This is a genomic window from Streptomyces sp. SM1, from assembly GCF_002910825.1.
Taxonomy (GTDB): domain Bacteria; phylum Actinomycetota; class Actinomycetes; order Streptomycetales; family Streptomycetaceae; genus Streptomyces; species Streptomyces okerensis.
In genome coordinates, this window is record NZ_NEUB01000511.1 from 1 (window position 1) to 19,258 (window position 19,258).

The following is a 19,258-nucleotide window of genomic DNA, read 5'->3' on the forward strand; positions in this document are numbered from 1 at the left end:
GACCGTCAGGTCGACCTGTCCGTCCGCTCGACGGCCCTCGGCGGCCGGACGGTCAAGGTCCGCCTCCTCACCCCCGACGGCTGGGACCCGGACGACCGCCGCCGGCACTGGCCCACCTTCTGGCTGCTGCACGGCTGCTGCGGCGACTACACGTCCTGGACCGCCAGGACCGACGTCGCGGAGACCGAGAGTCTGCGCGACGTGCTGGTCGTCATGCCCGAGGCCGGCTGGAACGGCTGGTACAGCGACTGGTGGAACAACGGCGAGGGCGGCGACCCCGCCTGGGAGACCTTCCACACGGTCGAACTGCGGCACCTCCTGGAGCGCGACTGGGGCGCGAGCCGCAACCGCGTCGTCGCCGGCCTGTCGATGGGAGGCCAGGGCGCCCTGCTGTACGCCGCACGCCACCCCGGTATGTTCAGGGCCACCGCCGCCTACTCCGGCTCCGCGCACCCGCTCCTCGACGACGAGTCGGTCACCCGCATCCTGGGCCTCTTCGCCGGCCAGAACAACGACCCGCTCCGCGTCTGGGGCGACCCCGTCGCCCAGCGCCGCATCTGGCGGGCCCACGACCCCGTCCACCTCGCCAAACGCCTCAAGTCCCTCCCCGTGTACCTGTCCTGCGGTGACGGCACCACCGGCCCCCTGGACCGGCCCGGCGCCACCAGCGCCCTCGAGGCCGACTTCAACCGCCAGAACCACGCCCTGGCCGCCGAGCTGAAGCGCGTCGGCGCCAGACACGTCACGACCAACTTCTACGGCCCCGGCACCCACACCTGGGCCTACTGGGAACGCGAACTCCACGCCTCCCTCCCGATGCTGCTCGGCGCCCTGCGCGTACGCGGCTGACGCCGCCGCACGGTGCGTGCGGCGGTCACGAAGCGCCCCGCCTCCCGCCGCGACGCCGGCCGACGCCCAGGCCCGCGGCGCAGGCCAGGCAGAGGAGCGCAAGGACGGGGAGCGCGACCAGGGCCGGGTTCACCCACGCCGGCACCAGGTCGTACCCCGCATGACACCTGTCGTGCAGCGGGAACCACCGCGTGTACTCCGCGAAGTGGGCCCGGCGGTAGGCCCGGTCGTAGGTCTGGCCCGCGCCGTGGCACGCCTCCTCCGGGTCCAGTGACGCCCCGGCGAGGGAGCCGGCGAGGTAGCTGACACCGGCTCCCAGGAGGAGGAGCACCGCGCTCCAGGCGAACCACGCGGGACTGTGCCTCCATGTGCCGGAGAGCAGCGGCCGGCTCCAGAACCACAGGCCGACCAGGAGGGGAAGAAGAACCGGGACGAGAACGAGCGCCATGCGCCAAGTTTCGGGCAAGGACCTCATCGAGCCGGCATACCGGTGCGGCGGGGGCCGGCCGGATGCCGGTCCCCGCCGCGGTTCCTCCAGGTGTTTCAGCCGTACGGGATGACCAGCACGGACGTGGCCGTGCCCGTCTGGAGTTTCGCCGTGCCGTTGCCGATGGCGCTCCACACCTCGAGGCGTACGGTGCCGCCGTCGAGGTCGCCCAGGGCGCCCGTGGTGGCCTTGAGGCCGCGGGCCTGCGTGTACTCCTCCCATCCGGTGACCGGATCGGTCGCGAAGTAGTGGTACGTCTCCGTCCGGTCGAAGCTGCCGTCGCCGGTGAAGTCGTAGCTGACCCGCGCCTGCTGGCCGAGGCCGACCGTGGTGCCGGCGTCCACCTGGAGCCGGAAGGCGGTCTGCGCGCCCGGGGTGAGCGTGCCGTTCACGCCGCGGACCTCGTAGACGAGGGGCTGGTACGGGGTGCCGTCACGGTTGGCGCCGCCGGCGGAGGCGATGATGTCGCTGCCCGCCGTGCCGCCGGTCGCCGTGGTCAGGACGCCACCGCCGCGCAGCTGGAAGGTGTTCCCGGTCGGCGGCTCCGGATCCGGGTCGGGGTCGGGGTCCGTGGACCCGGTACCGGTGCCGGTCGCGGTGGAACGGGCCGGTACGGAGAGGGTCTTGCCGTCGGAGAAGGTCACGGTGCGGGCTGTGGCCCCGTGGTTGTGGGCCGCGTAGGTCCGGGTCGTGCCCTTGGTGAAGACGGCGGAGGTGGGGATGTCACCGGTCACGGTGGCGTCCGGGGCGCCCAGCGTGTCGAGGGTGGTGAGCCAGTGGTAGGTGTGCGCCTTCGACTCGCCCCCCTCCGGTGTGTAGCCGGCGTGGCCCGCGTCCCACTTCGCCCTGGCCGCGGCAGGGTCGGCGAAGGACTCGAACTCCCAGAGGAGGTCACGCCATTCGACGGCCGGGCCGCCGTTCTCCCGCTCCATCTCGGCGATGTTGCGCCGGATGGCTTCCTTCTCGCGGCCGAGGTGCAGCGAACCACCGGTCACGGGGAGGACGTTGATGCCGTGGATCTCCTCGGGGTTGGCGGTCCACCAGGTGGAGTAGGCGGCGCCGCTGCCCCACACCATTCCGGCGGTGTCGTGGCCGAACGAGGACGGGAAGACCTGCTCGTCCGCGTCGAACCAGTACTGGGCGATCGACTCCGACTCGGTGGTCAGCAGGAACGTGCCGAGGTCGCGCAGCGAGGTGTCGCCGGTGGCGGAGCCCCACAGGATGAGGGCGGTGCTGAGGTTGGTGGACTCGGAGGAGGACTCCTGGTTGTTGCCGGCGGCGAAGCCCTGGTGCCCGGAGGCCCAGCTGTGGCCCGCGTAGACGTCGAAGCCGCGCAGGAAGGGGTAGGCGGTGTCGCTGCGGCTGGGGTTGGCGGTGTCCCGTACGAGGGTCTCGACCATGCCGCCCCAGGCGGACTCGGCGGCCCACGCCTGGTCGTACTGGGCGACGATCGCCGCCGCGTAGACGTAGTAGCCGTAGTGGAAGTGGTGGTCGTTCAGTTCGGTGTCGCTGCCGTAGGAGGCGGGGTAACCGGTGAGCGTCTTCCAGTCCTTGTCGTAGCTGAACTCGTTGGCGCCGCCCGCCGTGAACCACTCCTGGAGCTTGCCCTTCATCAGGCCGAGCATCCGGTCGCGGACGGCGGTCTCACCGATCTGGTCGGCCACCGGCACGAGTTGGGCGAGACGGCCGAGGGCCTTGCCGGTCCAGTAGGTGTCGGCGGCGCCGGAGAAGGGGTCGGAGGCGTTCACGACGTCGTTCAGGTAGCCGCGCAGCCGGGCGGTGTCCACGCCGTTCGACTTGGGCAGCGCGGGAAGCGCCGCCGCCGCCTTCTGGCTGGTGGTGAAGGAGGCCGACTCGCGGACCTTCATGGTGCCGCGCGGTGAGACGTAGGTGTAGGAGGTGAGCGGGTCCGTGGTGTGCAGCCACTGGTGCCGGTAGAGGGCCTGGAGCGTGCCCCGCTCGGTGCCTTCCTTCGCCTCGGTGGTGAGCGTGTAGGTGGCCCCGACGGTGCCCCCGGAGTAGTTCCAGGTCACCTTGGAGCCGGTGACGAAGCTGTAGGCGTACTTCTTGAACGTGGCCAGCGCGCCGGTGGAGGGCAGCACGGCGACGGAGAAGTAGTCCTTGGAACCGAGACCCGCGGTGACGGTGGACCCGGCGACGTTCCAGTCGCTGCCGCTCGGCGCGAAGAGGGCGTAGTGGTGCCCGGCGACGGTGATGCCGAGGACGTTGCCCTGGTCGGCGAAGACGGCGGGCGCGTTGGCGGTGGTGATCTGGGCGTTGCCGCCGGAGCCCTTGGCGTACACGAAGGGGGAGCCGTGACCGATGGTGGTGCGCAGGGTGCGGGCGCCGTCGGACCAGTAGGGGGTGACCGTCCAGTCGGACCAGTCGTCGGCCTTGGTGTCGGGGGAGTTGAGGCCGGTCAGTCCGATGGTGAGGTCGCGCTTGTGGGCGTACTCGTACTGGCGGCCGTCGCCGACGATCGCCGGCGACGTCGGGTAGCCGACGTCGAGTCCGCCGGACGTGGCCTGGTAGGTGAGGGGGTGTCCGTACATGGGGGTCGAGTACGGGTTGTCGCCGTAGCGCTGGAAGGCGAGGGATGACCACCAGTCGTTGGTGGGCACGGGCCGGTCCTTGGCGGCGGCGGTCACCTTGGGCGTGACCGGTGTTCCCGTGTTGGTGGTGGGGCCCGACGTGCCGGGTGGCCGGGTGTCGGAGTAACTGCCGTTGCCCACGGGGACGGTGGCGGCGGCCGCGGGTGCGGCGGCAGGGCCGCCCAGGCCCGCGACGGCGAGGGCTGAGGCCAGCAGCAGAACGGTTGCCGGTCTGGTGCGTGGGGATGGCATGCGTCACCTCAAGTCGTGACAGTGGGGAGACTCTGAGAGCGCTCTCAGATGGCCGGAACGTAAAGCCCATGTAATGCACGTGTCAATGGATTGAACGCAACGGGCCGTGCCGGGCCTGATATTCGTCATGTCTTCGAGGCGCGCCCGAGCCGGTGAAGAGGGCGACAGGGAGGAGTACGGGAGCCGGCAGGTTGGGTGGGCCCGGGTCCTTCCAGATGTGGTCGGGGGCCGCACCCCTGGTCGACGCCCCGCCCTGGCTCACCCCGCCCTGGCCGACACCGCAGAGCCGGGACGGGACGGGGCGGGATGGCCAGGAATGCCCCTCCGCCCAGGGGTCCCAGGGCAGCGCGGTGTCACGTGCGGACTGTGTGCCCGACTCCGGAGCCGCGGTGTTCCGAATGCTTCACGGTGCTGTTCCGGTTGGGACCCGGGGGCGTACACGCCGCGGGGTCTTGGTCAACGTTCCTGGCCGCAGGGTCGTGCTCCTGTGCGCCCGGATGCCCGGTACCGCGTGGGAGCCTCCCTGATCATGTTCCTGCTCTGACGAACCACGGGGGTATGGCGAATGGCCATGGCGGACAGCAAGTCGGACAGCGGATCGTCCAGGTCGTCGGGGATGTCCCGAACGACGTCCCGCCGGCGGGTGCTGAGGCTGGCCGGGGGCGGTCTCGCGCTGGCCGCCCTGACCGCCGGCACGGTCGGCTGTGAAGAGGAGGCGGTGGACGTCAGGGACCCCGCGAGCGCCGGAGGCGGCAAGCCGGAGGGCGACGACAAGGGCGGTTCCGGCGACGGCGGTGCCGACCGGAGCGGTGGGGCCCCCGAACCGCTGTGGACGGAGACGACCTCGGCCGAGACCTTCGGGGACAACGGCGAGCTCGTGGTCGCCGGGGGCGCCGTGATCGCCAGCGGCACCCCGCTCGCCGCTCTCGAGGCCGGGACGGGCAAGCGGAAGTGGTCGCTGCCGGGCGGCGTGGTCCCCGGCGCCCCGCTGCTGCTCAGCGAGGAGACGTTGTACCTGGCCAGCAGCCAGTACGACGGTACCGTCACCGGATACGACCCGGCCTCCGGCAAGGAGACCTGGCGCAGCCGCCTGGGAAAGAGCTACCGGCAGCCGCGCCCGATCGCGGTGGACGAGAACCAGGTGTACGTCATCGCCGAGATCCTGGAGGACGACGGGTCGTCCACGACCAACGTCATCGCGGCCCTCGACAGCACCACCGGCAGGATCACCTGGAAGGAACAGCGCGACGTGGGCACCATGCAGGACGGCATCCACGCCGCCGTCCGCGGCCGCCACCTCGTCTACACCGACGGCAAGAAGAACCTCACCGTGCGCGACACCGCCACCGGCAGGCAGGTGTGGACGCACAGGACGACGAAGACCAACTACGGCTTCTTCGCCGTCCACCAGGATCTGGTGATCGTCCCGCAGGGGCAGCGGGTCCAGGCCTTCGCCCTGTCCGACGGCAAGGAGAAGTGGTCCCTGGAGACAGCGGACTTCACGCTCTTCAAGGAGCCGGCGGTGGTGGAGGACGTGCTCTACGTCGCCGACAGTGCCAGGACGGTGCGGGCCGTCGATCCGCGCACCGGCAAGCAGCTCTGGCAGTCCACGGCCCTCGCGGACGCGGAACTCCAGGTGCCACGGCAGTACGTCAAGGCGGGCGACACCCTTTACGGCGCCACGGACCTGGACCCGGAGGGCGGCATCATCGCCATGGACGCGAAGAACGGTGCCGTTCGCTGGACGTGCAACGACGGCACCGGCGACCACCACTCCTGGCTGGTGGCCACCGACGGCAAGCACGTCTTCGCCCTGCACGGCACCAAGCTGCACGCGCTGCCGGTCTGACCCACACACCGGCCGCCCGCCGCCGGCTCCCCGCGCCCCGAGGGGGCCGGCCGCACTCCGCCGGCGAGGGTCTTCACGCGCGTGCGCGGAGGTATGCGTCCAGTTCCGCGGCGCCCGTCAGCATCGCCCGGGAGCGGGCGGAGAGCCGGCCGTGCCATTCGTGCAGGGTGCCTTCAAGGGGCTCCGGTCCACCGGCCGTCCGCACCCGTCCGAGCAGCGGGGCGATCTGCTCCAGCAGGTGGCCGCCGCGCCTGAGCTGATGGACCAGGCGTGCGTCGCGTACGTCGGTCTCGTCGTAGACCCGGTATCCGGTCACCGGGTCGCGGCGTGGCCGTACGAGCCCGGCGTTCTCCCACTTGCGCAGGGTCGCCGGCCGGATGCCGAGTTCGCCGGCCAGCGGGCCGATGAAGGTACGGCCGCTCCGGGACCCCGGCCCCGCACCGCCCCGGGCGGCCCCCGTCCGGGGCGAGAGGTCGCGCAGAGCCCTCTCCACGGACTGGAGTGTGCGCCGGTCGTCGAGCAGTTGGACGTGGCTCTCGTCGATCAGGCGGAACGCCTCGTCGGCCGCGTCCCGGTTCACGGCCTGCATGATCGCGGTCGCCGTCCGGTGGCCGTGGCCGGGGACCAGGGCGAGGAACGCGCGCAGGGCCAGCGCGTGCAGCGGCGTGTAGGTGCGGTAGCCGTGCGGCGTCCGGCCGGCGGCGGGAAGGATGCCGGCCTCCTCGTAGTTCCGGACGGCCTGCGTGGACAGCCCGTGCCGTCGTGCCAGGTCGACCGGCCTGAGCTTGACACCACTTTGAAGGTTCTGACCCACGGGGACGACGATATCGGGCTCAAGTCTCCAGCGAAAGTTCAACGATAGCGTTGAGGGCATGGCATCCGACATCAAGGACATCGCCCATTCCGTCGACGCCCCGGCCGTGATGAAGCTGCTTCCGGCCCGCCCGCGCGTGCTCGCCCTCGGAGAGCCCACCCACGGTGAGGACACTCTGCTCGACCTGCGCAACGAACTCTTCCGGCAGCTCGTGGAGCAGGAGGGTTACCGGACGATCGCACTCGAGAGCGACTGCCTGCGGGCCCTGGTCGTGGACGCGTACGTCACCTCCGGTACCGGCACCCTCGACGAGGTCATGGAACGCGGCTTCAGCCACGAGTGGGGCGCGTCAGCCGCCAACCGCGAGCTCGTGCGCTGGATGCGCGAGTACAACCGCGACCGCCACGCATCCGGCCAGCTCCGCTTCGCGGGCATCGACGGTCCGCTGGAGATCACCGGGGCGGCGAGCCCGCGACAGTCCCTCACCGCGCTGCACGGTCACCTCGCGGCCCACGTCGACGCGGATCTGCTCCCCTGCCCGGCGGACGAACTCGACCGCCTGCTCGGTACCGACGAGCGCTGGACCGACCCGGCCGTGATGACGGACCCCTCCCGGTCCGTGGGCCGGTCGGCCGAGGCGAGGGAGCTACGGCTGCTCGCCGACGATCTGGTGTCCCTGCTCGACACCCAGGCACCCCACCTGATCGCCGCGGCCCCGCCCGACGACCGGTACAGGGCGGCTCTGTACGGGCGTACCGCAACCGGCCTGCTGCGCTACCACTCCTGGCTGGCCGACCCCTCACGTGCGCGCATGACCCGCCTCCTGGCCACGCGGGACGCGATGATGGCCGGCAACCTCCTCGCCCTCGCCGCACGGGGACCCGTACTCGTGCACGCCCACAACAGCCACCTCCAGCGGGACAGGAGCACGATGCGCATGTGGGACCACCCGCTCCTGGAATGGTGGAGCGCCGGCGCGCTCGTGAGCGCCCGGCTCGGCGACCGGTACGCCTTCCTCGCCACGGCCCTCGGCACCATCCGGCACCACGGAGTGGACACCCCACCCCCGGACACCCTCGAAGGGCGCCTGTACGCCCTCCCCGAGGACCGGTACGTACTCGACGCCGCCCACCTCTCCGCCGCGCTCGGCGACCCGGACCCGGCTCCCCGCGTCTCCCCGTACTTCGGCTACGCCCCGCTCGACCCGGCTCAACTGCCGCGCACCGACGGGGTGGTGTTCGTCAGGGACGTTCCGCGCGGTTAGCGCCGTCGCGTACGTCAGGACCGGGGCAGGGCCGCGGGGCCCGGCCTCGCGACGATCTCGCCGGGCGACAGCGCGCTGTGCCCGCGCTCGCACTCGACCACCACGCGTACCGGGGTGCCGCACTCCTCGTGCCGCAGATCGAGGACCGGCCCGGCCCCGTCGTCCTCCATGTGTGTCTCACCCCACTGCTTCAGCGCCACCAGGACCGGCCACAGGTCCCAGCCCTTGCGCGTCACCCGGTACTCGTTGCGGGAACGGCTGCCGGGCTCCTGGTACGGCACGGCCCGCAGGATGCCCGCGGCCGTCAGCTTCCGGAGACGGTCGCTGAGGACGGCCTCCGACAGGCCGATGTGACGGCGGAACCCGTCGAAGCGACGGACCCCGTTACAGGCGTCACGCAGGATCAACAGGGTCCACTTCTCGCCGACCACGCCGAGCGTGAGCTGGACCGGGCAGTTCTCCGTGCTCGTCTCAAGCCACTCCATCCCCCCATCGTAGGATCCTGGCTTCGTGATGGACAGCCAGGTGGCGCGCCACTAACTTCGGATTCGGAAGTCAGACCGGGAGGAGCGGGGCTGTGGGACGGACGCGTACGTACGAGTGGGGGGATCCCGCATCCTCGGCAGCCGCCGTGGGGCTCTCCTCCGGCCTGGACTTCCTGCGCGAACTGCAGGCCGGAAACCTGCCCGCGCCGCCCGTGAGCGCGACACTGAGCATGAGCCTCGACGAGGTGGAGAAGGGGCGCGCCGTCTTCTCGATGCTCCCGGGCGAGGAGCACTACAACCCCATCGGCAGCGTGCACGGCGGGATCTACGCGACCCTGCTCGACTCGGCGGCCGGCTGCGCCGTCCAGTCCACCCTGCCGCCCGGCACGGGGTACACCTCGCTCGACCTGAACGTGAAGTTCCTGCGCCGGATCACGGTCGACACCGGCCGGGTCCGCGCCATCGGCACGATCGTCCACAGCGGCCGCCGGACCGCTCTGGCCCAGGCCCAGTTGCTCGACGCGACGGACCGCGTCCTCGCCCACGCCACCAGCACGTGCATGCTGTTCCCGCTGACCGCGCCCTGACCGGGAGGCGGACGCCTGCGGGCCGATATCCAGGGGCGGGTCGAGTGCGGCGCAGGCCCGGTCGGAAAGCCGGAGCGCACCGTGCGAGATCAGTGAACCGCTACTCATCGTGATCCGTTTGTCACGAGGGCGGGCGCGTGTGAATACTGGCCGGCAGTAGATCACTCGTGGTGTGGGGGAGTCGGTATGGGGCTGGCCAACGAAAAGATCGTGTCTCAGGTGGAGGACCTGCTGCACGGCAGGGTCGTCATCCCGTCCATCCAGCGCGACTTCGTCTGGATGAGACCCGACGTGCGTGACCTCTTCGACTCCCTCTACCGGGGCTATCCGGTCGGCGCCCTGCTCCTGTGGAAGACGAATCTGACGGTGCCCTTCAAGACCGCCGCCGTGGTCCAGGCCGACAAGCCGACTCACCAGCCGCTCTATCTCCTCGACGGTCAGCAGCGGTTGACGTCCCTCGCCTGGGTGTACCGCCCGGAGTCGAAGGCGGACGGGCGCCTCATCGACCTCCGCTTCGACGTGCGCACCGAGGAATTCGTCAACCCCAGTGCCGTCCAGGGCAGGGACCCCATGCTGTTCCGCGTCTCCACCCTGCTGCAGGAGAACGTGCAGTACCACGAGGTCCTCAAGGAGGCCGGAGTCGAGTACTCCGACCCGGACTTCGGCGAGTGGATGCAGCGGCTGCAGAAGGTGCACGACATCCGCCGACAGCAGATCGCGGTGATCACATACGAGTCGGACGACTACGAGGAGGTCGCCGAACTCTTCGCCCGCCTCAACAAGGGCGGCCGCAGGCTCTCCAAGGGAGACCTCGTCTACAGCGCCATCGCCGCCCGCTGGGCGGACGGTCTGGCCACCATGGACGCCTTCCACCAGTACCTGCGCGACAGTGACTTCTCCCTCGACCGGGAAGCCGTCCTGCGCCTGATGAGCCTGCTCGCGGGCACCAGCGCCCGGCACATCAAGCTGATCGGGGCGGCGGTCGACGAGGTCGCGCTGAAACAGGCCTGGCAGGCCACCGAGAAGGCGCTCCGGCTCGCCATCGACTTCCTGCGGGAGGAATGCGGGATCCCCCGTTCCGGAATCCTGACCTCGCCCAACGTCATCGTCGTGCCGGCATTGCTCCTGCACCAGCGTGAGGGAAAGCTCCAGGACAACGAGCAGGCCCTGCTGCGCCGCTGGGTCTACACGGCGATGGCCTTCAGCCACTACTCCCTGCAGGTCGAGACAAGACTTGACGCGGAGGCACGCCTGTTGCGCACGAGGGACGGCGAGGAACTGTTCACCGAGCTGATCCGCCGTGCCTCGGGCAGCCGCTCCGCGGACACCCCCCTGCATCCCCGGGACCTGGAGCAGAAGTACTCCACGCATGCCTTCTTCCGACTGCTCTACATCGCTGCCCTGCGCGACAAGGCCCGGGACTGGGCCACCAACATCGCCATCAGTGACCAGCCGATGAGCAGCGGAGCCAGAATCGAGTTCCACCATGTGTTCCCCCGCGCCCAAGTCCAGTCGGTCTACGCGAAGGAGGAGTGGAACAGTCTGGCCAACCTGGCGTTCGTGACGGGACAGACCAACAAGATGATCGGTGCGAAGCTTCCTTCCGATTACATGGGAGGGATCGCCCCCGACCGCCTCGCCGAACAGTGGATCCCGAGCGACCCCGAGTTGCGCTCCCTCGACCGTTTCCCCGATTTCCTCGCCGCGCGACGGCGGTTGCTGGCCAACGTCCTCAACGAACTCCTCGGCCTGCCGGTCCCCGATGAGCAGGCTCCGCGCCGGGACGCCGACGAGCCCCCGGCCGACGAGGAGCTGATCGCGGAGGAATCCACCGCACCCGTCCTGCCCCCGGCCGACGTGCCGGGCCACCTCGGGGAACAAGCGGTGCCCATCCTTGCCGTCCATGACGGCCGGCATATCGACGGCTTCTACGACCTCTTGTCCGGGGCGGTGACGATTCCGTCCGGGCCCGGCCAGGGCACGTACGACAACCCCGGGGCAGCGGCCGTCGCCGTGGCCCGGGAGCTCGACCCGCAGGCCGTCCTGTATCGCAAGGGCTGGTCCTTCTGGACCGTCACCGCGACCGGGGAAGAACTCCGGAGCATCCGTCCCGGTGGTCGCACCGTATAGGGAATTCAAGACCAGCAGGTTCACCGAATTGGCCGTCGACTGCCGTGATCCGGAGGGACTGGCGGCCTTCTGGTGTGAGGTTCTGGACTTCGAGGTGATCGACCGGAGCGAGGGCAAGGTCCAGATCGGTTCCTGGGTGCCGACCGTGGAGGAGGTTCGCGCCCGACAGATGCCGTCCACCCTGCTGTTCATCCGGGTGCCCGAAGGCAAGACCGTGAAGAACCGGCTCCACCTCGACGTCAGCCCGATCGACCGCAGTGCCGGGGAGGAGGTGGCCAGACTCCTCGCCCTCGGCGCGACGAGAACGGATGTGGGCCAGGGTCCGGACCGTTCTTGGGTGGTGATGGCAGATCCCGAGGGCAATGAATTCTGCGTGCTGCGCACCCTGGCGCCGTAGAACCGGGCTGCGGGTGCGGACCGGGCAGTTCGGCGCGGTGCCGGTGAGCCGCTTCCGGAGCGGTTCACCGGCCATGCCGCGGGACCGTCTGATCAGCGCCGGACCCGAGCCTTCGCCTGGCCGGTGAGCGGGCCGCCTACGCCGACGCAGCCATCGCCGGGAACACGAGCACCGAGCCGTCCTCGTCGCGGGCGATCTCGATCGCCACGTCCGTCGCGCGGCCGTCGAGCACGGCGCCGTCGCCCAGCCGGCGGATGCGGTGTGCCGCGCGCATGAGACGGTCGACCTCCGCGGTGGTGAAGACGGGTCGCAGACCCTGCGGGCGGGCCAGCTCCAGCGTTGACAGGCGGACCAGGACACCGGCGATGTCCGACTCCAATTCGTCGAGGCGCTGCTGGTCGCGCTTGAGCTCGCGGGTGAAGCTCTCGAACAGGTTGCCGGGGTCGGACTGGGCGTGCTCGACGGCCTGAAGAACGACGACCCGTCGCTTCAACGCGATAGCCAGGGCGGCGAGTTCGAGGTGGGCGCGGAAGATGCCGCCATGGTCGTCGATACCGGGGAACGACTTGGTCAGCGTGCTGAGCTCGACGGCCTCGCCCTCGGGCAACTTGTCGAGCGCGCTCTGCCACTTGGCGAGGCGGCGATCGGCCGCGCCCAGGGCCGAGTTGATGGCATGCACCGCCGAGTCCAGTCCCAGCGAGGCACCGGGCTTGCCCTGGTCGAGCAGAACGGCGGTAGCCTTGCCGATGGCGTCGCGGCACCCGTCGAGCGCGCTGTGCTCCTGTTCGAGCTCCTGCTCCCGCAACTGTTCCAGCAGTTCCGTGATGTGCTCGATCGCCTGCCGGCGCTGCCCGTCGGCGTGCGCGCTCACCCCCACTGCCACGGCCATGAGGACGAGCGGCGCGGCCACGGTGAGCATCGCACTGCCGCCGAGGGCCACGCCGGCCGTCGCGCCGGCTCCACCGACCGCGCCCGCTGTCGCCGCTTGACCGGCCGGCACGAGCTTCATGGCGCCGACGATCTTCCCCGCCGAGTCCACAAGCGGGCCGCGGAGGCCGCCGGCCGCCCCCTTCGCCACCATCGGGCGAATGATGCCCTGACCGAACTGGGCGGCGAACTTCGCCGGAATCACCATGCGGTACAGGCCCTCACCGACAGCCGCCGGCGCCGACGCGGAGGAACCGCGTGCCGACTGCGTGATGAGCTGCGACAGGTGCTGTGCCAGGGGACTCGCGGCGTCGAGCGGAATGCCCCGGCCGCGGTCCAACTGGTCGGGCAGCGGGTGCGCCTCAAGCGTGGCGATCGGCTCGTCGGCCAGGCCGGCCAGCACGGTGCGCAGCTCGGCCAGACGCTCGGCCGTCATCGGCCCGTCCCCGGTCAGCGCGGGCACCCGGACATCACCGGTCGCCAGCGTCCATACCGGAACGGTTCCTTTGCGGTCGTCAGCCAACGTCTCCCCCTCTTCTCAGTTCTCCGGCGACAGCCTACGGTCGGCGTCCGGCAGGAACGGCATGAATCTTGTGGATACGCGTCATGCGCCGGGCGTCGTCCGGACCGCGAGGGTCCGCACGTTCTCCAACAGCGCGTGCAGCAGCGTCGGTTCACCGTCTGGGGTGCGTGCGGCCTCGGCATAGGTCGGTACGTGCTTGCCGTCCACGTAGCCATCGCCCTGCGCGATCAGTTCCTGGCGGCGGGTGTTCCAGGCGGGCCAGTAGCCCTTGAGGTAGGTGTCGAGGTCGTCCTCGAACAGGGTGTGGGTCGCCTCGCTCACGCTCTCGGGACTGGCTCCGGCGGCGATCCCCAGGTAGCCGAAGATCTTCGCGTTCTTGTCGATGTTCTCCCGGAGGACGTCGGCCTTCCTGTCAGTGGTCGCGTCGGCCGTCTTCTGCGGCCCGGTGTCGGCGTCGAAGACGAGGTGGCAGGCCACGCCGAACCCGGTGAGGACGGCGTGGCAGAGGATCATGTTGCCCTTGCCTTCGGCGTTCACCACGCAGATGCCGTCGGCGCCGAGGTTGAGGCCCTGCCGTTCGGCGAAGGCCAGGAGGACGCCCTCGTCCGTGGCGCCCTCGACCAGGACGGCGACGTTCGCGAACAGTGCCTCGGCGAGGTCCTTGACGTACCGGGTGGCCCCTCGCCGTGCGATGGACGTCTCCTTCACATGGCCGGCGAGGGACTGGCGCAACTCCGCTTCGGGGAGGGCGCGCAGACGCGCCTCCGGGTGCTTGCCACTGTCGACGCGGCACAGCCTGCGCACCTGCTGGTAGTTGCTCGGGTCGATGAACACCGGACTGTGCGTCGCGTACATCACCTGAGTCTGGTCCCCGGCCGACGAGACCAGACTGCGCAGGACCTGCGCGAACACCCGGGTCTGCGCCGGGTGCTGGAACAGCTCGGGTTCCTCGATCGCCAGGCACAGGGAGCGCGTGCCATCCTCGGGGCGGCGGCACTCCGAGAGGTACCTGAGCGCCGCGATGACCAGCGCGCGCTGGAATCCGTGTCCCTGGCGGCGGACCGGGGTCAATGCGGCCCCGTCGCGGATACTGACGGCGAAGGCGGTCCTGGCCCGCTTCGGGACCTGAGCCGTCGGGGTGACGACGACGTCCCGTCCGGTGGTGAACCGGCTGACCTCTGCGGACAGGGCGCCGGACAGCCGTGCGAGCACCGGCTCGTAGATCTCCTTGTGCACCTTCATGCGGGCTGCCTGGGCGTCCTCCTCGATGGCCGTGAACTGGGCTTCCGCCTCCGAGCGGTCGACCGCGTGCTCGAGGATCCGCCCCACCACGGACGCCTTGTTGTCGTCGGTCTCCTCGTAGGCCCGCAGATCGGCCGAGATGAAGACGAAGTCGATCAGCTTCCCGAGCAGGCCCTGGCCGGCGAAACCGAAGAACTGCGTGTTCTCCACCTCCGCCTCGGTGAGCCGGTCCCGGTTCCTGGCCTCCCAGGAGCGCATCTCGGCTTCGGCGGCGTCCCAGCTGCGGACGGCGGGCAGACCGAGCGCCGGGTCCTGGTCACGTAAGGCCTTGTACGCGGCCGTCCTGTCCCGGTTTCCCACGCACGCCCGGACGCTCTCGAAGGGGGTGAAGGCCAGGGCCTTGCCGGTGATGCGGTCCTCCCCGTTCTCCCAGGTGCGCCAGATGCTCAGACTCTCCACCCCGTCCGGCACGTAGTGGCCGAGGGCCTCGCGGTCGGAGGGGGTGAGGCCGTCGAACTCGACTTCCACGCGGATCCGCTTGGTGTCCGCGGCGGAGTGCACGTCCTCCTCACCGAGTACGCCGCCCTTCTCACCGTTGAAGAACCAGTCCAGGGCGCGCAGCACGGTGGACTTGCCGGCACCCGTCGGTCCGATGAGAGAGGTGATGGCGTCGAAGGAGACGTCGAGGCTGCGCAGGCAGCAGAAGTTCTCGATGCGGGCGCGCTTGATCTTCATGGTGTTCCTGACGTGTGACGGCGTGGAGGGCCCACGGCGGAGAGGTGCCGAACAAGCCCGGGATGCGGAGCACTTCGGGGCCCTTCGGGCACAAGGGACAGGTGCTTCCGGTGTTGTCCCGCAGGCATCAACGCAAGCATGAATACCTAACCATGATGCTGAAAGCATTGTCAATCGAATGCGTGCGAGGGTGCGGTGATTCCAGGCGAGGGGAGCTGAGACTCAGGGAAGCGCCACGGTTGCGAGGGCACGCCGAAGCGGCCGCGCACCACGCGCGGCGCCGGCAAATCGACGGTTCACCCGGCGGTGACGCCCGCCTCGGTGAGGAAGGCGCTCGGGTCACCCGACCAGGACACGTACAGGCTGTCCCGGGCGCGTGTGCAGGCGACGAACAGCAGGCAGCGTTCGGACATCAGGTCCGTCTCGTGCTGCTTGGAGTCGACCTCGGCAGGCGTGACCGCCTTCTGGAACGGCAGTGCCTCGTCGTCGACGCCGATGACCGCGACGCAGCGGAACTCCAGCCCCTTGAACGAGTGCATGGTGCCGACCCGTACGGCTGTCACCTCGCCCGTCGAGGAGTCGCCGGAGGCGTTGCGCAGGCTGACCGCGGGGATGTCCGCGTCCTTCAGACGCGCCACCGCCTTCGCGCACGTCTTGTTGAACCGGGCGCTCACCCCGATCTCCCCGGCGCCGACACCCGCGTTTATCCAGTCCCGCACCTGGTCGACGAGCGCGTCCAGTTCGGCTTCCTCGCTCGCCGCGGCGCGAACGGCGGGCCCGTCGCCGTGCAGGGCGGAGCGGTAGCCAAGCAGGGTTTCATGGCGGGCCTCGTCCTCGAGCCGGTCGACCGGCCGGCCGATCAGCAGGGCGGTGGACCAGCGCAGGATCTGCTGCGTGCTGCGGTAGTTCTTGCGCAGTTTCACCGACCGCCCGGTCACCTTGATGCCGAGCGACTTCAGCGACACCTTGGAGTCGTAGATGCGCTGGTGCGGGTCGCCCGCGATGAACAGGTCGTCCGGTCGGGCCGGTACGGCCGCGCGAAGGAGCCGCCACTGCGCGGGGTGCAGGTCCTGCGCCTCGTCCACCACCACGTGCCGGTACCGGGGCCCCTTCTCCTCCAGCAGCCGCGCCGCCTCCGCGCACGTCTGGAGCCAGGTGCGGCACCCGTCCGCCGCCAGATCGGCCGTGAACCGCTCCACCGTCCGCCACACCAGTGGACGTTCGGCCGCCGTCAGCCGGCTGCCCCGCCCCCGCCGGTCCGCCGCCTCGTACTCGGGCAGACTGCCGATGCCCTGCGCCAGGACGACATGCCGGTACTCCTGGACGAGGAACTGCGCGCTGCCGGTGAAGTCGGTCGCCTTCGCCGCCTTCCCCCAGCGGCTCACTTCCTCGTTGCTCATCAGCGGCCGCAGGGTCACCGCGTCCGGCACCTCCGCGACGACACGGTTCGCGAAGCCGTCCACGGTCGAGATGTCCACCCGGTCGCGCAGTTCAGGATCGTCCACCAGCGACTCCAGGCCCGACCGGAGCGCGTTGACCAGGGCATTGGTGTACGTCGTCAACAGGATGCGGTCGCCGTCCCGCAGATGCCCGAGCAGATGCTTGACCCGGTGCAGCGCGACGACCGTCTTGCCGGTGCCCGGCCCGCCGGTGACCTGCGCGGGCCCCGAGTACGACGCCCGGTACGCCACCTTCCGCTGCGAGGGGTGCAGGAAGACCCGCCAGGCCGCGAAGGGCTTCTCGAGGATGTCCCGCAGTTCCTCGGACGCCGACACCAACGCGATACGCGCCCGGCTGTGCCGGATCGCCGTCTCGTAGTCCCGCGTGTCCACCGGCTGGGTGGAATCCTGCAGCGCGGGCGCCACGATGTCCCGCCAGACCTCCTCCACCGTGCAGCCCGCGGCGAGATACTGAAGCACCTCCCGCTGGTCCTGCGGCAGCAGCGGCGCGAAGACGTCCAACTGCTCCTGGTCGACCAGCGACCGGGCCTGCCGCAGCGTCTCCGGGTCGATGCCCAGCGCGGACAGGTCCCCGTCGGAGAACTTCGCGAACAGCCGGGGCTTCGGCGACAACTCGGCCACCCGCTCGTACGCCGGTGTGATCTCGTCCAGGGTCGCCGCGTCCCGGATCTCCACCGCCCGCGTCACCGCGTTGATGCTGGACTTCTGCTTCATCGCCCAGGCGATGGCCTTGTCGTGCGGTAGGACCCGCAGCAGGACGAACGTGTCCCCGGAATCAGGTGCCAGCACCACCCCGCGCCAGAACTGGTCGATACGGATCGTCCGGATCTTTTTGTCTTTCGCCTTCGTCAGACTCTCCAGCTTCAGCCCCGGGTCCTTGAAGAGCTGGTCGAGGGTGAGCCGGCCGAACTTCTCCCAGGCGTCCAGCACGCCTTTCCTGACCGGCGGCTGGAGCTTGGGCAGTTCGGCGAAGAAGCCGATGTCGAAGGCAAGTTGCGGCATGCGAAGGGATCCTAGTGTCCACCGGCCGTGGCCTTGAGCCGGTTCCAGGCCGACGCTCCGCCCTCCGGGCCGCACACCGGCGAAATGTGCGATCCCCGGTGATGTTGCGCACGGCGGGATCAAGGGAATGATTCCTGGCGCGAGGCAGCTTCTCCCCCCACCCGGGACACCGGACCGAGGGCCGCCGGCAGCACGACCACCGGATGAGGGGACGGAGAAGATGAGCCTCAAGGACCGCTTACGGAGGACACTCGCCGATGTGGCGGCGCAGCGCGGCAGTGACATGATCAAGCGTTTCACCGCCACCGGGGCGCCGGCGGACATCGAAGCCGCCGTCGACGCCTACCGCAAGGCGTTGGCCGTGACACCCGACGACAACCCGAACCGGGCCGGCTATCTGTCCGGCCTCGCTTCCGCGCTGCACCTCGGGTCCCGTCTGACGAACTCGCTCGAGGAGCTGGACGCCGCGGTCGGGCTGGCTCGGGACGCGGTCGATACCTCACCCGCCGGACACGAGCTCCGGCCGACCCTGCTGCACACCGTGGCGACCATACGGTTCACCCGGTACGAGCAGTCCGGGTCCGTCGACGACCTCGAAGCCGCGATCGCCGCGGGCCGGGAGGCGGCCTCGGCCCCTCCCACCGGCTCCCTCGACCGTGCGGCCCCCCTGGTGGCCCTCGGGACGGCACTGCGGGCCCGCTTCGAGCGCGCGGCCGACCCCCAGGACCTCACGGACGCCGTGGCCGCGTTCCGGGAGGCCGCTGACGCGGCTCCGCCCGACCACCCGCACCGCGGCGCTGTGGTCGCCAACCTCGGCATCGCCCTCCAGGTGCGCTTCGAACGGCAGGGCGACCCATTGGACTTGGACGCCTCCGTCACCGCCGGCAGAGAAGCCGCCGGACTCTTCCCCGCCCGCAGGCCCTACCGCGCCACGGTGCTGTCGAACCTCGGCACGGCCTTACGCACCCGCTTCATGCACACCGGAGCAATGAGTGACGTCGACGAGGCGATCGGCCACCTGCGGGAGGCGGCGGACCTCGCGGCCCCCGGCACCCCGCAACGGGGCCTGTGCTGCGCCAACCTCGGCACCGCCCTCTACGCCCGGTTCGACCGGCTCCACGACCGCGACGACCTGGACGACGCCATCACCGTGGGCCGCGAGGCAGTGGAAGCCACCCCCGGCACCAGCCCCAACGCCGGATCCCGGCTGTCCGCCCTCAGCGCGGAACTCCGCACCCGCTACCAGTACTTCGGGGACCTCGGCGACCTGGACGAGGCCATCACGGTCGGCCGGAAGGCGGTGGCGGCGGTGGATGCGGCACCTGCCGGTCACCCGCACCGCCCCGGCTACCTGTCCAACCTGGTGGCGGCCCTGGGCATCCGGTACGAGCACCGGGGGGACACGCGTGACCTGGACGAGGCGATCGCCGCGAGCCGGGAGACGATCGACGGGACCGCGACTCCGAAGGAGCACCCGAACCGCGCCCTGCGCCTCTACAACCACGGCAACGTCCTGTCGCTGAGAGCGCGTGCACACGGCGACGACGCCGACCGCGAGGCCGCGGTCGCCGCGTGGCTCGAAGCGGCGGACCTGGGCACCGCCCCGCCGCCGATCAGGATCCGCGCCGCCCAGGCCGCCACCACCGCACTGACCGCTGTGGACA

14 protein-coding genes are annotated in these 19,258 nt (G+C 70.4%); 7 read left to right on the forward strand and 7 right to left on the reverse strand.

Going from position 1 to position 19,258, the window contains the following annotated elements; genetic code table 11:
• On the forward strand, positions 1-849 hold an 849-nt coding region (locus tag B9S61_RS12570; RefSeq protein WP_103542329.1), incomplete at its 5' end, for an alpha/beta hydrolase family protein.
• A 25-nt stretch (positions 850-874) separates the two neighbouring features.
• Here B9S61_RS12570 and B9S61_RS12575 read toward each other — a convergent pair.
• Positions 875-1,297: a hypothetical protein gene (locus B9S61_RS12575; RefSeq protein ID WP_103542330.1), complete on the reverse strand. Its 423-nt coding sequence runs from the start codon at positions 1,295-1,297 to the stop codon at positions 875-877.
• Between the two features lie 95 nt (positions 1,298-1,392).
• On the reverse strand, positions 1,393-4,179 hold the full coding sequence (locus tag B9S61_RS12580) for a glycosyl hydrolase (protein ID WP_103542331.1): 2,787 nt from the start codon (positions 4,177-4,179) through the stop codon (positions 1,393-1,395).
• Positions 4,180-4,795: 616 nt separating this feature from the next.
• On the opposite strand from B9S61_RS12580, the gene B9S61_RS12585 reads away from it, so the two are divergent.
• Positions 4,796-6,028, forward strand: a complete 1,233-nt coding sequence (locus B9S61_RS12585; protein WP_103542341.1) for a PQQ-binding-like beta-propeller repeat protein — start codon at positions 4,796-4,798, stop codon at positions 6,026-6,028.
• A gap of 73 nt (positions 6,029-6,101) precedes the next feature.
• Here B9S61_RS12585 and B9S61_RS12590 read toward each other — a convergent pair whose 3' ends face one another.
• A complete protein-coding gene (locus tag B9S61_RS12590; protein WP_103542332.1) occupies positions 6,102-6,842 on the reverse strand; it encodes a TioE family transcriptional regulator in 741 nt (246 codons plus the stop codon).
• Positions 6,843-6,900: 58 nt separating this feature from the next.
• On the opposite strand from B9S61_RS12590, the gene B9S61_RS12595 reads away from it, so the two are divergent.
• Complete coding sequence (locus B9S61_RS12595) at positions 6,901-8,106, forward strand: erythromycin esterase family protein (protein WP_103542333.1); 1,206 nt, start codon at positions 6,901-6,903, stop codon at positions 8,104-8,106.
• A 14-nt stretch (positions 8,107-8,120) separates the two neighbouring features.
• Here the strand turns inward: B9S61_RS12595 and B9S61_RS12600 are convergent, their stop codons facing one another.
• Complete coding sequence (locus B9S61_RS12600) at positions 8,121-8,591, reverse strand: helix-turn-helix domain-containing protein (RefSeq protein ID WP_103542334.1); 471 nt, start codon at positions 8,589-8,591, stop codon at positions 8,121-8,123.
• 92 nt (positions 8,592-8,683) lie between these two features.
• On the opposite strand from B9S61_RS12600, the gene B9S61_RS12605 reads away from it, so the two are divergent.
• The 3 genes from B9S61_RS12605 (at position 8,684) to B9S61_RS12615 (ending at position 11,705) form a co-directional block, all read left to right on the forward strand.
• The gene (locus B9S61_RS12605) at positions 8,684-9,178 is read left to right on the forward strand and encodes a PaaI family thioesterase (RefSeq protein WP_103542335.1); all 495 of its coding nucleotides are present in this window, start codon (positions 8,684-8,686) and stop codon (positions 9,176-9,178) included.
• 186 nt (positions 9,179-9,364) lie between these two features.
• On the forward strand, positions 9,365-11,308 hold the full coding sequence (locus B9S61_RS12610) for a DUF262 domain-containing protein (protein WP_103542336.1): 1,944 nt from the start codon (positions 9,365-9,367) through the stop codon (positions 11,306-11,308).
• Complete coding sequence (locus B9S61_RS12615) at positions 11,292-11,705, forward strand: VOC family protein (RefSeq protein ID WP_103542337.1); 414 nt, start codon at positions 11,292-11,294, stop codon at positions 11,703-11,705. Before B9S61_RS12610 ends, B9S61_RS12615 begins: the two co-directional genes overlap by 17 nt.
• A 136-nt stretch (positions 11,706-11,841) precedes the next feature.
• Here B9S61_RS12615 and B9S61_RS12620 read toward each other — a convergent pair whose 3' ends face one another.
• The 3 genes from B9S61_RS12620 to B9S61_RS12630 all read right to left on the reverse strand — a co-directional run bounded on the left by B9S61_RS12620 (position 11,842) and on the right by B9S61_RS12630 (position 17,594).
• Positions 11,842-13,155 (reverse strand): hypothetical protein, encoded by a 1,314-nt coding sequence (locus tag B9S61_RS12620; RefSeq protein WP_103542338.1) that lies wholly within the window; start codon positions 13,153-13,155, stop codon positions 11,842-11,844.
• Between the two features lie 81 nt (positions 13,156-13,236).
• Entirely contained in the window at positions 13,237-15,132 is a 1,896-nt protein-coding gene (locus B9S61_RS12625) for an AAA family ATPase (RefSeq protein ID WP_103542339.1), read from the reverse strand.
• Positions 15,133-15,428: 296 nt separating this feature from the next.
• Positions 15,429-17,594: an ATP-dependent helicase gene (locus B9S61_RS12630; RefSeq protein ID WP_103542340.1), complete on the reverse strand. Its 2,166-nt coding sequence runs from the start codon at positions 17,592-17,594 to the stop codon at positions 15,429-15,431.
• A 220-nt stretch (positions 17,595-17,814) separates the two neighbouring features.
• On the opposite strand from B9S61_RS12630, the gene B9S61_RS12635 reads away from it, so the two are divergent.
• Positions 17,815-19,258, forward strand: a 1,444-nt coding sequence (locus B9S61_RS12635; protein WP_374936204.1) for a hypothetical protein, incomplete at its 3' end; no start/stop codon positions are given.